The organism is Micromonospora sp. AP08, from assembly GCF_008085935.1.
Lineage (GTDB): Bacteria > Actinomycetota > Actinomycetes > Mycobacteriales > Micromonosporaceae > Micromonospora > Micromonospora chersina.
Genome location: NZ_VSEZ01000010.1, coordinates 173667 through 187290 on the forward strand (window position 1 = coordinate 173667; position 13624 = coordinate 187290).

The window sequence follows — 13624 nt, forward strand, 5'->3', positions numbered from 1 at the left end:
GGCGGCTCAGGCGGCCTTCGCGAGCGCCTCGAACTCGTCGTCGCTGAGCCGCACCTCGGCGGCCGCGACGTTCTCCTCCAGGTGCGCCACGGAGGACGTACCCGGAATGGGGAGCATGACCGGCGACCGGCGCAACAGCCAGGCGAGGGCGAGCTGCGCGGGCGTCGCGCCGTGCTCGGTGGAGATCGCGTCGAGCGGGCCGCCCGGCCGCGCCAGGTTGCCGGTGGCGATCGGGAACCAGGGGATGAACGCCAGGTCGTTGCGCTCGCAGTGCTCCAGCACGTCCTCGGCGCTGCGGTCGGCCAGGTTGTAGAGGTTCTGCACCGAGACGATCGGGGTGATCCGCCGGGCCGCCTCGATCTGCGCGACGGTCACCTCGGAGAGCCCGATGTGCCGCACCTTCCCCTCCTGCTTGAGCAGCGCCAGCTCGCCGATCTGGTCCTCCAGCGGCACCTTCTCGTCGATCCGGTGCAGCTGGTAGAGCGGGATGCAGTCCAGGCCCAGGTGGCGCAGGCTCAGCTCGCACTGCTGGCGCAGGTACTCGGGGCGGCCCACCGGCCGCCAGTCGCCCGGACCGGAGCGGGTCAGCCCGGCCTTGGTCGCGATGACCAGGTCGTCGGCGTACGGGTGCAGCGCCTCCTTGATCAGCAGCTCGCTGACGAAGGGGCCGTAGGAGTCGGCGGTGTCGATGAAGGTCACGCCCAGCTCGTACGCCCGGCGCAGCACCCGCACCGCCTCGGCCGGGTCCTTCGGATCACCCCACACCCCGGGCCCGGTGATCTGCATGGCCCCGTAGCCGAGCCGGTCGACCTGGAGGTCCCCGCCGATCCGGTAGGTGCCCGAGTCCTTCGCGGGCCGGGTGCTGGTCGTCATGGCGGTCCTCCTGTGCGTCGTCGTCGGCGGCGGTCACCGCCCCGCGACCGGGACTCTTTCCCGCGAATCGCCGTCGCCAACGTCCCGCGTCGTGTGTTTCCGCCCGCACCGGTTCCGCGGCGCCGGCGGTCCACCGCCGGACGAACGGCCCAGCGGGTCGGCAACCCGGCCGGCCGGGCCGGCAGTTGCGGCGAGCGGCCCCGGCGGCGCCGACCGCCGTGCGACGCTGGGCGGGACGGTGGTCTGGAGGTGCGCATGGCCGCGACGCCACGGCTCGACTTGGCGCTCGACACGTACGAGTGCATCGTGCTCTACCCGGGACCGTCGGGCCGGGCGCTGCCCGAGGAGACCGTGCAACGGCTCCAGGCCGAGCACATCCAGCACATGCAGGCGCTGCAACGGCGGGGCATCGTCCTGGTCGACGGCTCGGTGGACGGCCCGGCCCGCGAACCGGACCCGCCGATCGGGTTCGGGCTGGCCCGCACCGGCTCGGTCGACGACGTCCGCAGCGTGATGGAGGCCGACCCGGCCGTGCAGGCCGGGCTCTACCGGGTCGAGGTGCTCACCTTCCTCTGCCCGGCCGGCTCGCTGGAGTTCCCCCTCGTCAAGGCGCAGGGCTGACCGTCGTCCGGGCGACCGGGTGGTCCACCCGCCCGGTGCGCGGCCACGCCCCGCTTCTCGGCGGTGCCGACCGTGCCCCCGGCCACGCCGCCCGCGCCCGGGTTCGCACGGGCGACACCGGCACCCGGGTGGCGCCGGTGGATCTCCGGGAGCGCTCCGCCGAGGGATGAACGCGAGCGGTACGATTTCCGCCGCGCGGTCGCCGATGCCCGCCACACACGACGTCCCCGGTGCGGTGCCACACCGCCCGCCGGCGCGGGTATCGCGCGTCGTTGGACACTGTTCCGCAGTCCGAAAGGGGTCGGCCGGTAGGTCGACCCGGAGGAGAGACTAGCCTGATGGGCGTGACACGCCGCGCGAAGATCGTCTGTACTCTCGGCCCCGCCACCTCGTCCCCCGAGCGCATCCGGGGCCTCGTCGAGGCGGGCATGAACGTGGCGAGGCTCAACTTCAGCCACGGCAGTCACGAGGACCACGAAGCGGTCTACCGGCTGGTCCGGGAGGCGGCCGACGCGGCCGGGCAGCCGGTCGCCGTGCTCGCCGACCTCCAGGGTCCCAAGATCCGCCTCGGCAAGTTCGCCGACGGCCCGCACGAGTGGCGCACCGGCGACTCGGTGGTCATCACCGGCGACGACGTCGTCGGCACCAAGGAGCGGGTCTCCTGCACCTACCGCAAGCTGCCGCAGGAGGTGAAGCCGGGCGACCGGCTGCTGATCGACGACGGCCGGGTCGCGGTCGAGGTCAGCGACGTCACGGGCAACGACATCCGCGTCCTGGTCACCGAGGGCGGCCCGGTCTCCAACAACAAGGGCGTCTCGCTGCCGAACGTGGCGGTCAGCGTCCCGGCCCTGTCGGACAAGGACGCCGAGGACCTGCGCTTCGCCCTCGGCCTGGGCGTCGACCTCGTCGCGCTCTCCTTCGTCCGCTCGCCCGAGGACATCAAGCTCGTCCACTCGATCATGGCCGAGGAGGGCGTCGTCCGCCCGGTGCTGGCCAAGGTCGAGAAGCCCGAGGCGGTCGACCACCTCGAAGCGATCGTGCTGGCGTTCGACGGCGTCATGGTGGCCCGCGGCGACCTCGGCGTCGAACTGCCGCTGGACCAGGTGCCCCTGGTGCAGAAGCGCGCCGTGCAGCTCTGCCGGGAGAACGCCAAGCCGGTCATCGTGGCCACCCAGATGCTCGACTCCATGATCGAGAACTCGCGCCCCACCCGCGCCGAGGCCTCCGACGTGGCCAACGCGGTGCTCGACGGCGCGGACGCCGTGATGCTCTCCGGCGAGACCAGCGTCGGCAAGTATCCGGTGCTCACGGTCAGCACCATGGCGAAGATCATCACGACCACCGAGGCCGGCTCGATCGGCGTGCCGCGGCTGCAGCATGACCCGCGTACCCACGGTGGCGCGCTCACCGTGGCCGCCTCCTCGATCGCCCGGGCCATCGGCGCCAAGGCCATGGTCGCCTTCTCGCAGACCGGCGACACCGTCAAGCGGCTGGCCCGGCTGCACTGCGACCTGCCGCTGCTGGCCTTCACCCCGGTGCCCGAGGTGCGCAACCAGCTGGCCCTCTCCTGGGGCGTGGAGACCTTCCTCATGCCGTTCGTCGAGCACACCGACGACATGTTCCGCCAGGTCGACCAGGCGCTGCTCGGCCTCAACCGGGCCAACCCCGGCGACTACGTGGTGATCGTGGCGGGCAGCCCGCCCGGCACCCCCGGCTCCACCAACACCCTGCGCGTGCACCAGCTCGGGTCGCTGGTGGACGCTGCGTCCGCGCGGGCCCTGCAGTGACGGAGCGTCCGGCGGCGAACGGGCAGGCCGCGGTCGACCAGCTCCTGGAGGTGCTGGACCTCGACCACACCGGCGAGATGACCTTCCGGGGGATGAGCCCGCCGGTGGGCCCCCAGCGGGTGTACGGCGGCCAGGTCGCCGGCCAGGCCCTGGTCGCCGCTGGGCGCACCGTCGACCCGGAGCGGTTCGTGCACTCCCTGCACGGCTACTTCGTCCGCCCCGGCGACCCCGCCGAGCCCATCGAATACCAGGTGGAGAACGTCCGGGACGGCCGCTCGTTCTCGGTGCGCCGCTCCGTGGCGCTCCAGCACGACAAGCCGATCTTCTTCATGTCGGCCTCGTTCCAGCGGCAGGAGGAGGGGCTGGACCACCACGCGCCGATCCCGCCCGACGTGCCCGCCCCGGACCAGGTCCCGACCATGACCGACCGGCTCTCCCGCTACCCGGAGCGGCTCGGCATCTGGGGCCAGATCCCGCGCCCCATCGACGTCCGCTACGTCGGCGAGCCCGGCTGGGTACGCCCCGGCGACCGGCCCGCCGAACCGCACCAGCGGGTCTGGATGCGCATCGACGGCAAGCTCCCCGACGATCCGCTGCTGCACGCCTGTGCCCTCACGTACGCCTCCGACCTGACGCTGCTCGACTCGGTGCTGTCGGTGCACGGCGAGGTGTGGGGGCCCGGGGGAGTGGTGGGCGCGAGCCTCGACCACGCGCTGTGGTTCCACCGGTCGTTCCGCGCCGACGAGTGGTTCCTCTACGACTGCTGGAGCCCGTCCGCGTCCGGCGCCCGGGGCCTGGCCACCGGCCGGATGTTCACCACCGACGGCCGGCACATCGCCAGCGCCGTGCAGGAGGGTCTGCTGCGCCGCGTCGGCGCGTGACCGGGCAACCGTGACCGTTCGGCCGAGGGTCGGGAGTCCGGGCGGCTGACCAGGCGACTAACCTTGCCGGCATGCGCCTCTCCGCACGGGTCGACTACGCCCTCCGCGCGGCCGCCGAACTGGCCTCGGTCGCCGACGGCGCGACAGCCGGGCGGAGCCGGCCGGTGACCGCCGAGCAGATCGCCCGCGCCCAGGACATCCCGCCGAAGTTCCTGGAGAGCATCCTGCTCCAGCTGCGCCGGGGCGGCATCGTGCACGCCCAGCGCGGGCCCGAGGGCGGCTACTGGCTGGCCCGCCCCGCGTCGGAGATCTCCCTGGCCGAGGTGATCCGGGTCATCGACGGCCCCCTCGCCCACGTACGCGGCCAGCGCCCCGAGCAGCTCGGCTACCAGGGCGCCGCCCGCGCCCTCCAGGACGTGTGGATCGCGCTGCGGGCCAGCGAGCGGGAGATCCTCGAACTGGTCACCATCGCCGACGTGGCCGGCGGCAGCCTGCCCGGCCGGGTCAACGAGCTGGCCGCCGACCCCCGGGCCTGGAGCTGACGCTCCCCTCGGTGTCCCGGCGCCGCCGTCCCGCGCGCCCGCCGCGCCGTCCGGCGCGTCCCATCAACCGGATGGAGGACTTGACCTAGAGCGCCTCCGTGCCGCATTGTCGACCAAGTCGATAGGAGATGCCGAAAAGTCAGGGGGCGCTCGTGCGCAAGCTGCTGGTCCTCGCCCTCGTCGGGCTCGCCGCGCAACTGGTCGACGGCGCGCTCGGCATGGCGTACGGGCTGACCTCCTCGACCCTGCTGCTCTTCGCCGGGGTGGCGCCGGCCGCCGCCTCCGCCTCGGTGCACCTGGCCGAGATCGGCACCACCCTCGCCGCCGGCGTCTCGCACTGGCGGTTCGGCAACGTCGACTGGCGGGTGGTGAGCCGGATCGCGCTGCCCGGCGCGGTCGGCTCGTTCGCCGGCGCCACCTTCCTCAGCTCCATCTCCACCGAGTCGGCCGCGCCCTGGATGGCCGCCATCCTGTTCACCCTCGGCGCCTACCTGCTGGTCCGGTTCTCCCGGCCACTGCGCGCCGCCCGGGCCGCCGGCCGGCTGCGCAGCCGCTTCCTGGCCCCGCTCGGCCTGTTCGCCGGCTTCGTCGACGCCACGGGTGGGGGCGGCTGGGGCCCGGTCGCCACCCCGGCGCTGCTGGTCTCCGGCCGGATGGAGCCGCGCAAGGTGATCGGCTCGGTGGACACCTCCGAGTTCCTGGTGGCCGGCGCGGCCAGCATCGGCTTCCTGATCGGCCTCGGCTCCGACGGCTTCCTGCTGCCCACCGTGGCCGCCCTGCTGATCGGCGGCCTGATCGCCGCGCCGATCGCCGCCTGGCTGGTCCGCATCGTCCCCGCCCAACTGCTCGGCGCCGTCATCGGCGGCGTGATCGTGCTGACCAACACCCGCACCCTGCTGCGCGCCGGCGAACTGGGCGGCCCGGTCCCGGCCCTGGTGTACTCGGTGCTCGGCGCCGGCTGGCTGGTCGCCCTGGTGCTGGCGGCGCGGGCGCTGCGCCGCACCCGCCGGGCCCGCGCCGTCGCCGAGGCCGCCCTCGCCACCCAGCCCACCACCCCGACCACCCCCGCGGCCGCCCCGGCCGCCGTCGCCGCTGCTCCCGCCGCCGAGGTCGCCCCCGCCGCGGAGGAGCCCCGCCGGCTCGCCGCCGCCGTCGAGGGCTGACCCCCTCGGCCCACCCGGCCTCCCCGACCCGCGATCTTGCACTTTGTGCCCGCCTGCTGAGGCTTTCGCCCCATCTGCCGGGGCAGTAACTGCAAGATCGCGGGGGAGGGCGGCGTCACGGCCCCGGGTCCGTGGCGAGGGAGTGGGCGGGGGCGGTTGTGCGGCGGGAAAGCGTTGTCCTACCCCGACGGGGCGTGGAGCCAGTCACCGACGTCGATCTCGTCACGTCAGCGCGGCGTACCCCTCTCCGCCGGCCCGGGGCGCTGCGCATCTACGGCACGCCCACCCCGACCGGCCTGCGCCTGCCGACGCTCATGCACGACCCGCAGTACCGGGTCGCCGTCGCCTGGCAGAACACCGCCTACAACCAGCCGCCGCACCCGGGTTTCCACCTCGGTGACGGCATGAGCACCCCGCCCGCGCCGAACATCTACCTGCGCTGAGCGGTGGAAAGGCACCGGGTCGCCGGCCGCGGAACCCGCTCCGCCGGCGACCCGGTGCACCACACCGCGGCATTCCCGACCCGTCCCGACCGGGAATGCCGTACCACCACCGGAACCAAAGTTAGGCGGTCCGCGCGACGGTCGGGTGACGTGGCTATGACGAGCGTGTTTCAGCCCTTCCGGCGCAGGCCACCGGCCACCTTCTCGGCGATCAGCTCGAACGAGCGGACCCGGTCGGCCACGTCGTAGACCATCGTGGTCAGCATCAGCTCGTCGGCGTCGGTGCGCTCCAGCAGCGCGCCGAGCTGCCGGGCCACCGTCTCCGGCGAACCGGTCGCCTGCCCGTCGCGGCGCTGCGCCACGAACTCGCGCTCCAGCTCCGAGTACGGGTAGGCCGCCGCCTCCTCGGGGCTGACCAGCGGCTCCGGCCGCCCCGACCGCAGCTTCAGGAAGGACAACCCGGCCGGACCCGCCAGCCACTCGGCCCGCTCGTCGGTCTCCGCGCACACCGCGTTGACCGCCACCATGGCGTACGGCTGCTCCAGCCACTGCGACGGCCGGAAGCTCTGCCGATAGAGCTGGAGCGCCGGGATGGTGTTCTGCGCGCTGAAGTGGTGCGCGAACGAGAACGGCAGCCCGAGCAGCCCGGCCAGCTGGGCGCTGAACCCGCTCGACCCGAGCAGCCACACCTCCGGCGACTGCCCGTTGCCGGGGGTCGCCGTGATCGGGCCCGGCTCCGCGCCGCTGAAGTAGTTCATGAGGTCGGCCAGCTCCCGCGGGAAGTGCTCCGCCGACAGCCCCTCCATGGTCCGGCGCAGCGCCAGCGCGGTCACCTGGTCGGTGCCCGGCGCGCGCCCGATGCCCAGGTCGATCCGGCCCGGGTGCAGCGCCTCCAGCGTGCCGAACTGCTCGGCCACCACCAGCGGGGCGTGGTTGGGCAGCATCACGCCACCGGAACCCAGCCGGATCGTGGAGGTGTGCGCGGCCAGGTGCGCCAGCAGCACCGCCGGCGCGGAACTGGCGATCGCCGGCATGTTGTGGTGCTCGGCCACCCAGAACCGGCGGTAGCCCAGCTCCTCGGTGCGGCGGGCCAGCTCGGTCGTGTGCCGCAGCGCCTCGCCGGCGCTGCCGGTGGCGGCCACCGGAGCAAGATCAAGAACAGACAGGGGTACGTCGATCACGACTTGATCAACCCGCCGCGCGCCGGATTTGTTCCCCCGGGTGGCTCAGCCCATACCGCGCGCCTGCTCGAAGATCAGACTCGTCTGGGTGTGCTGCACCGCCGGATCCACCGCCAGATGGTCCAGCACGAAGTCCCGCAGCGCGTCGCCCGACGCCGCCCGCACGTGCAGCACGTAGTCCTCCGCGCCCGCCACGTGGAACACCGACACCACCCCCGGCAGCCGCACCGACCGGGCCCGGAACGCGTCCACGGCCGCCCGCTCGTGCGCCGCCAGCCGCACCGACACCAGCGCCTGCAACGGCAGCCCCACGGCCGCCGGGTCCACCTCCGCGTGGAACCCCCGGATCGCCCCGCACTCGCGCAGGGCCCGGGTCCGCGTCAGGCACGTCGACGGCGCCACCCCCACCCGCTCGGCGAGGGCGTTGTTCGGCAGCCGCCCGTCCGCCGCCAGCTCGGCCAGGATCGCGCGGTCGGTGTCGTCCAGCGCCGCGAAGGGCCGTACATCATTCGGTGCGACAGGCATGCGACCATCCTTCCCCGAACTTCCCACACCCGGAAGGGGTCAGCGCAGAATCATCTTCGCTCCTCTTGCCCGACAGCGCGCTCATGTTCGACGCTTCCGGCATGACCGCCGTGGACACCGCAGCCGTGCACGCCGGACGCGAGGACCTCGCGGCTCTCGGCGTCCACGTGCCGCCCATCGACTTCTCCACCACCAACCCGCTGCCCTCCGTGGCCGGCGGCGGCGACGACTACGAGACCCTCGCCACCGGCGGCACCCTCCCCGCCGGCGGCAGCGCCGTCTACCAGCGGCTCTGGAACCCCACCGTCGCCCGCTTCGAAACCGCCCTCGCCCAACTCGAAGGCACCGCCGAAGCCGTCGCCTTCGCCAGCGGCATGGCCGCCCTCACCGCCACCCTGCTCGCCGCCACCCGCGACGGCAGGCGCCACGTCGTCGCCGTCCGCCCCCTCTACGGCGGCACCGACCACGTGCTCGCCACCGGCCTGCTCGGCACCGAGGTCACCTGGGCCCGGCCCCACGAGGTCGCCGCCGCCGTCCGCCCCGACACCGCCCTGGTCGTCGTCGAGACCCCGGCCAACCCCACCCTCGACCTGGTCGACATCGCCGCCCTCGCCACCGCCGCCGGCCACGCGCCGCTGCTCGTCGACAACACCGTCGCCACCCCCGTGCTCCAGCAGCCCGCCCGGCACGGCGCCGCCCTCGTGCTGCACAGCGCCACCAAGAGCATCGGCGGCCACGGCGACGTCCTCGCCGGCGTCGTCGCCTGCGCCCCCGACTGGGCCGCCCGCCTGCGCCAGGTCCGCGCCGTCACCGGCGCCGTCCTGCACCCGCTCGGCGCCTACCTCCTGCACCGCGGCCTCCAGACCCTGCCGCTGCGGGTCCGCGCCCAGCAGGCCGGCGCCGAGAAACTCGCCGCCTGGCTCTCCGACCACCCCGCCGTCGCCCGGGTGCACCACCCCAGCGTCGGCGACCCGGCCGGGCTCGTCGGCCGGCAGATGTCCGGCCCCGGCAGCCTGCTCGCCTTCGAGGTACGCGGCGGCGCCCCCGCCGCGGCCGCCGTCGCCGGCGCCTGCCGGCTCATCACCCACGCCGTGTCGCTCGGCGGCGTCGACACGCTGATCCAGCACCCGGCCTCGCTCACCCACCGGCCGGTCGAAGGCGACGCCAAGCCGTGCGGCGGGCTGCTGCGCCTGTCCGTCGGGCTGGAGGACCCGGAGGACCTGCGCGCCGACCTGGCACAGGCGCTCGCGGTGCTCTGACGAGGGTCAGGTCTTCGGGCCGACGTGGCGGTCCAGCGCCGCCACGGCGCCCCGCCGCGCCACCGACAGCGAGTTGCGCCGGTTCATCCGCCAGGCGATGCCCAGCAGGTCCAGGGCCCACTGGCAGAGGCCCATGATGTCCGCCGACTCGTTGGTGAACATGTAGCGCGGGTAGACGTACTCCTTGCCGCGCACCACGACCCGGTTGGCGAACCGGCAACCGTCGGAGTGGAACAGGCCGCGCAGGAAGTCGCCGGGGTGGGCCTCGACGATGGTCCGCTGCCAGTCGGCCAGGACGATTGGCCGCTCGTGCTTCTTGCCGGGCCCGTGCTGGGGAAACAGGCACGGCCAGTGCTTGCCGTAGCTCTGGACATTGACGCAGCCCTGTTGCGGGACGCGCTGCACCTTCTCCGCCATGACCCGCCGCATGGCGGCGTCGCACGCGTCGATCAGGCCTGGCCAGCTGTTGCTGCAGGAGACTCGCAGCACCGGCACGCGCGTCGTGGTCACAAGATGCCCGTCGCCCAGATACAGGCCGAGTAAGTAGGCATACGCCGTGGAATCTGTCGGATGGTCGATGTCCGGGCGGCAGCGGAAACATCGCAGCGCAGTGCCCTGCTGCTTCGCGTCCGGTCGGACCTTGCACCACTCTCTGACGGTGGGATATGAGACCCCGACGGCGCGGGCAGCCTCGGCGACGGTCGCCCCGCCAAGGTAGAGCTGCCGTGCGCGGGCACGTATTTCGGGTGAGTGCACACGGACATTCTCGAACGCCCGTACGACACTTTCGGTGCCCCCGGTGGGACTCGAACCCACACTGTCGGAGGTTTGAGCTCCGTCTCTCTTCCGGTTGGAGTACAGGGGCGTTCCGTAATCCGGCTTCGACAGACTACCCATTAGGCTATGGGCGACGACACCCGGCACGGCGGTGTCGGGTTCGAACTGGTGGGAGTGGCTCGTGGCCGAGACGCCGACGGATGCCGAGCGCAAGCGCGTTCTGATCGCCGAGGACGAGGCGCTCATCCGGCTGGACCTGGCCGAGATGCTGGTGGAAGAGGGCTACGAGGTGGTCGGCGAGGCCGGTGACGGCGAAACCGCCGTCAAGCTCGCCGAGGAGTTGAAGCCGGACCTGGTCATCCTCGACATCAAGATGCCGATCATGGACGGGCTGGCCGCCGCCGAGCGGATCGCCGGCGCCCGGATCGCCCCGGTCATCATCCTGACCGCGTTCAGCCAGCGTGACCTGGTGGAGCGGGCCCGCGCGGCCGGCGCGATGGCCTACCTGGTCAAGCCGTTCCAGAAGAGCGACCTCGTGCCGGCCGTGGAGATCGCGCTGTCGCGCTACTCCGAGATCGCCGCGCTGGAGGCCGAGGTCGCGGGCCTCACCGACCGGCTGGAGATCCGCAAGACCGTCGAGCGGGCCAAGGGCGCGCTCATGACGACGTACGGGATGACCGAGCCGCAGGCGTTCAAGTGGATCCAGCGCACCGCCATGGACCACCGGATGACCATGAAGGAGGTCGCCGAGCGGATCCTCGCCGAGACCGCCGGCGGCGAGGTGGCCCAGCCGGCCTCCTGATTCCGGCCCGGGGACATCGAAAGGCGCGCGGCTAGCCGGGTTCCCGGTGTCGGCCCCGGTCGATACGATCGCCGCCATGCGGCGTCCGCTGGCGGTGCTCGGCCTGCTCGTGGTGCTGCTCGCTGCCTGCCGTTCGTCCGGCCGGGCCGAGCCCGCGCCCGCCCCCGAGCCCGAGCCGCTGCGGCCGGCCTGGCAGCCGGTCAGCCTGCCGATGCCGTCCGGCCTGTCCGGCCGGTTGGCGCTGCGCGACGTGGCGTCCTGCGCCGGCCGCTGGTTCGTGGTGGGCGCGGTGGTGGACGCCGCAGGGGTGACGCACCCGGCGGCCTGGTCGAGCGCCGACGCGGCCACCTGGACGCCGCTGCGGCCGGTGCCGCGCAGCCCCTACGGGGTGGAGAACGTGTTGACGGCGGCGGGCTGCCGGGACGGCCGGCTGGGCGCGGTGGGCGGCAAGAGCGGCGGGGTGCACGGCAATCCGCGGATCAGCACCTGGCGGCAGGTGGCGGCCGGTTCGCTGGTCGAGGTGCCGGCCGAGTTCGAGGTGTTCGGTGGCGCGGACGCGGTGAACGTGGGCCGGATCGCGGGCGGGCCGCGCGGCTGGCTGCTCTCGGGCAACCGGGCGACCGGCGCGGCGGCCTGGGTGTCGCCGGACGGGTCGGAGTTCCGGTTGGTGAGCGCGGTGCCGGGGCTGGCCGCGGACGCGACGGGCCGGCCCTGGGTGGCGGACGGCGCGGCGACGGCGTCGGGATGGCTCATGGTGGGCTCGGTGCTGGCGTCGGGGCGTACCGGATCCCGGGCCGTGGTGTGGACCTCGGCGGACGGGTCGGCCTGGCGGCGCGCGGTGCTGCCGGGCGGTGGCGCGGACGAGGACCTTCAGCGGGTGGTGCGGGCGGGGGACCGGATGGTGGCGGTCGGCCGGCGCGGCGAGGGTCTGGGCGCCTGGCGGGGTGAGGGCGACGCCTGGCGGCCGGGTGGGGGTCTGGGCGGCGCGGGCACGGACCGGCCGGGCCGGGTGTGGGGGCTGGCCGCGCGGGGCGACGGCGTGTGGGCGGTGGTGGCCGGGTCGGCGGAGCGTGCGGGTTGGTTCTCGACGGACGGTGTGCGGTGGTCGCCGGTGGCGTTGCCGGTGGCGGTGCCGGCGGGGAGCGACCGGACGGTGGCGGTGACCGCAGCGGGTGAGGGGGCGCTGCTGCTGGTGGACGGCGGCGCGGGGGCGCGGGTGTGGGCGTCGCGCGGGCCGTGGGGGCCCGGGTGAGCCTCCCACCAGCGTGTTTCCGCTCGGTGTCGGATGTCCGATTTTCCCGCCACGCGGACCCGTGTGTTACAGCACTTCTGTGAATCCGGCCACTCAACGTAACGGTTAGGTCAACCCCGCTTCCCAGGTCTACCTTCGCGGCCCGCTGGTGGGATAACGTCCCGGCCCAGACCGGGATCGCGGTCGGTCCGGGCCACCCCTGCAAGGTCCAATTCGCGGTGGGTGGTTTCCGGGCCATCGGACGGAGGAGGGTACGAGCCGTGAGGCAGAAGCTCGCACGGGTGCTGGGTGGCGTGGCCATCGGCGCGCTCGTTTTCAGTGGCGCGGCCTGCAAGGCTGACAGTGGTAGTGAGGCGGGTGGCAGCAAGGCCGCCTGCGACCTGAAGATCGGCTTCTTCGGCCCGCTGACCGGTGACGCCGCGGGTCTCGGTATCCACATGCGCAACGGCACCAAGCTGGCCATCGACCAGTACAACAAGGACAACGCGGACTGCAAGGTCCAGATCTCCGAGTACGACTCGCAGGGCGACCCGGCCAAGGCGCCGTCCCTGGCGCAGCAGGCGGTCGGCGACAGCAAGGTCGTCGGCATCATCGGCCCGGCGTTCTCCGGTGAGTCCGAGGTGGCGGACCCGATCTTCGACGAGGCCGGCCTGCCGATCATCACCCCGTCGGCGACCCGCCCGAGCCTCAGCACCAAGAACTGGAAGATCTTCCACCGGGGCGTCGGTAACGACACCTCGCAGGGCCCGGCCGCCGGTCGGTACATCAAGAACGTCCTGAAGGCCGACAAGGTCTACGTGGTCGACGACCAGTCGGCGTACGGCCAGGGCCTGGTGGACGAGGTGAAGAAGGTCATCGGCTCGGTCGCGGGCGAGGACAAGATCCAGGTCAAGCAGACCAACTTCTCCGCCGTCGTCACCAAGATCCAGAGCAGCGGTGCGAACGTCCTCTTCTTCGGTGGCTACTACACCGAGGCCGGCCTGCTGCTCAAGCAGCTCAAGGGCGCGGGCTGGAAGGGCACGATGGTCGCCGGTGACGGTGTCAACGACGCCAACTTCATCAAGGTCGCCGGCGAGCAGGTCGCCGAGGGCACCATCCTGACCTGCCCGTGCGCCCCGGCCACCGCGGCCAAGGGCTCCTTCGTGACCGACTACAAGGCGGCCTTCGACAACGCCGAGCCGGGCACCTACGCCGACGTGTCGTACGACATCACGAAGATCATGCTTGAGGGCATCAAGGCCGGCAAGGGTACCCGCGCCGACCTGCTGAGCTTCATCAACTCCTACAACGGCACCGGCGGCGCCACCGGCGTCACCTACAAGTTCGAGTCCAACGGCGAGCTGGACCCGGCCCAGGTGCTGGTCTGGGCGTTCAAGGTGAACGCGGGCAAGGTCGTCCCCGACATCGAGATCCCCAAGTCCTGACCGGTTCGTCCGGTCCCGGCACGGGACACCAGGCGTGCGGCCGGGAGTACTTCCTCCCGGCCGCACCGCTTGGCCGCACAGTTGGAGCCCCCAC

13 protein-coding genes, 1 tRNA gene and 2 pseudogenes are annotated in these 13624 nt (G+C 73.1%); 10 read left to right on the plus strand and 6 right to left on the minus strand.

The window, feature by feature from the left end; genetic code table 11:
- Positions 1 to 6: 6 nt before the first annotated feature.
- Positions 7 to 873, minus strand: a complete 867-nt coding sequence (locus FXF50_RS18860) for an aldo/keto reductase (protein WP_148429634.1) — start codon at positions 871 to 873, stop codon at positions 7 to 9.
- Between the two features lie 255 nt (positions 874 to 1128).
- Between FXF50_RS18860 and FXF50_RS18865 the strand changes: the two genes are divergently transcribed.
- The 6 genes and pseudogenes from FXF50_RS18865 to FXF50_RS18890 form a co-directional block, all read left to right on the plus strand.
- Positions 1129 to 1494, plus strand: a complete 366-nt coding sequence (locus FXF50_RS18865; RefSeq protein WP_148429636.1) for a YciI family protein — start codon at positions 1129 to 1131, stop codon at positions 1492 to 1494.
- Between the two features lie 338 nt (positions 1495 to 1832).
- Positions 1833 to 3281, plus strand: coding sequence for a pyruvate kinase (gene pyk / locus FXF50_RS18870; RefSeq protein WP_148429638.1), 1449 nt, complete (start codon positions 1833 to 1835; stop codon positions 3279 to 3281).
- Positions 3278 to 4162, plus strand: a complete 885-nt coding sequence (locus tag FXF50_RS18875; RefSeq protein WP_148429641.1) for an acyl-CoA thioesterase II — start codon at positions 3278 to 3280, stop codon at positions 4160 to 4162. Before pyk ends, FXF50_RS18875 begins: the two co-directional genes overlap by 4 nt.
- A 71-nt stretch (positions 4163 to 4233) precedes the next feature.
- Positions 4234 to 4704, plus strand: coding sequence for an Rrf2 family transcriptional regulator (locus tag FXF50_RS18880; RefSeq protein ID WP_091320579.1), 471 nt, complete (start codon positions 4234 to 4236; stop codon positions 4702 to 4704).
- Between the two features lie 152 nt (positions 4705 to 4856).
- Positions 4857 to 5867, plus strand: coding sequence for a sulfite exporter TauE/SafE family protein (locus FXF50_RS18885; protein WP_148429644.1), 1011 nt, complete (start codon positions 4857 to 4859; stop codon positions 5865 to 5867).
- 260 nt (positions 5868 to 6127) lie between these two features.
- Positions 6128 to 6310, plus strand: a pseudogene (locus tag FXF50_RS18890) (hypothetical protein); the annotation flags it as partial.
- 170 nt (positions 6311 to 6480) lie between these two features.
- Here FXF50_RS18890 and FXF50_RS18895 read toward each other — a convergent pair.
- Entirely contained in the window at positions 6481 to 7491 is a 1011-nt protein-coding gene (locus FXF50_RS18895; RefSeq protein WP_148429646.1) for an LLM class flavin-dependent oxidoreductase, read from the minus strand.
- A gap of 45 nt (positions 7492 to 7536) precedes the next feature.
- Positions 7537 to 8016, minus strand: a complete 480-nt coding sequence (locus FXF50_RS18900; protein WP_091320593.1) for an Lrp/AsnC family transcriptional regulator — start codon at positions 8014 to 8016, stop codon at positions 7537 to 7539.
- Positions 8017 to 8099: 83 nt separating this feature from the next.
- Between FXF50_RS18900 and FXF50_RS18905 the strand changes: the two genes are divergently transcribed.
- Positions 8100 to 9275 carry a PLP-dependent aspartate aminotransferase family protein gene (locus FXF50_RS18905; protein ID WP_148429649.1) on the plus strand — a complete coding sequence of 392 codons (1176 nt, stop codon included), beginning with the start codon at positions 8100 to 8102 and terminating at the stop codon, positions 9273 to 9275.
- A gap of 6 nt (positions 9276 to 9281) precedes the next feature.
- Here the strand turns inward: FXF50_RS18905 and FXF50_RS18910 are convergent, their stop codons facing one another.
- The 3 genes and pseudogenes from FXF50_RS18910 to FXF50_RS18915 form a co-directional block, all read right to left on the minus strand.
- Positions 9282 to 9785: a hypothetical protein gene (locus tag FXF50_RS18910; protein WP_255510113.1), complete on the minus strand. Its 504-nt coding sequence runs from the start codon at positions 9783 to 9785 to the stop codon at positions 9282 to 9284.
- Between the two features lie 141 nt (positions 9786 to 9926).
- Positions 9927 to 10091 (minus strand): annotated as a pseudogene (locus FXF50_RS30290) (hypothetical protein); the annotation flags it as partial.
- Positions 10067 to 10140 (minus strand) — tRNA-Leu (locus FXF50_RS18915). The gene FXF50_RS18915 and the pseudogene FXF50_RS30290, both read right to left, overlap by 25 nt.
- Positions 10141 to 10233: 93 nt before the next feature.
- On the opposite strand from FXF50_RS18915, the gene FXF50_RS18920 reads away from it, so the two are divergent.
- From FXF50_RS18920 to FXF50_RS18930, 3 genes are all read left to right on the plus strand, one after another.
- Entirely contained in the window at positions 10234 to 10854 is a 621-nt protein-coding gene (locus tag FXF50_RS18920) for an ANTAR domain-containing response regulator (protein ID WP_148429654.1), read from the plus strand.
- 76 nt (positions 10855 to 10930) lie between these two features.
- Positions 10931 to 12106, plus strand: a complete 1176-nt coding sequence (locus FXF50_RS18925) for a hypothetical protein (RefSeq protein WP_148429656.1) — start codon at positions 10931 to 10933, stop codon at positions 12104 to 12106.
- A gap of 260 nt (positions 12107 to 12366) precedes the next feature.
- Positions 12367 to 13530 carry a branched-chain amino acid ABC transporter substrate-binding protein gene (locus FXF50_RS18930; RefSeq protein WP_148429658.1) on the plus strand — a complete coding sequence of 388 codons (1164 nt, stop codon included), beginning with the start codon at positions 12367 to 12369 and terminating at the stop codon, positions 13528 to 13530.
- Positions 13531 to 13624 lie beyond the last annotated feature (94 nt).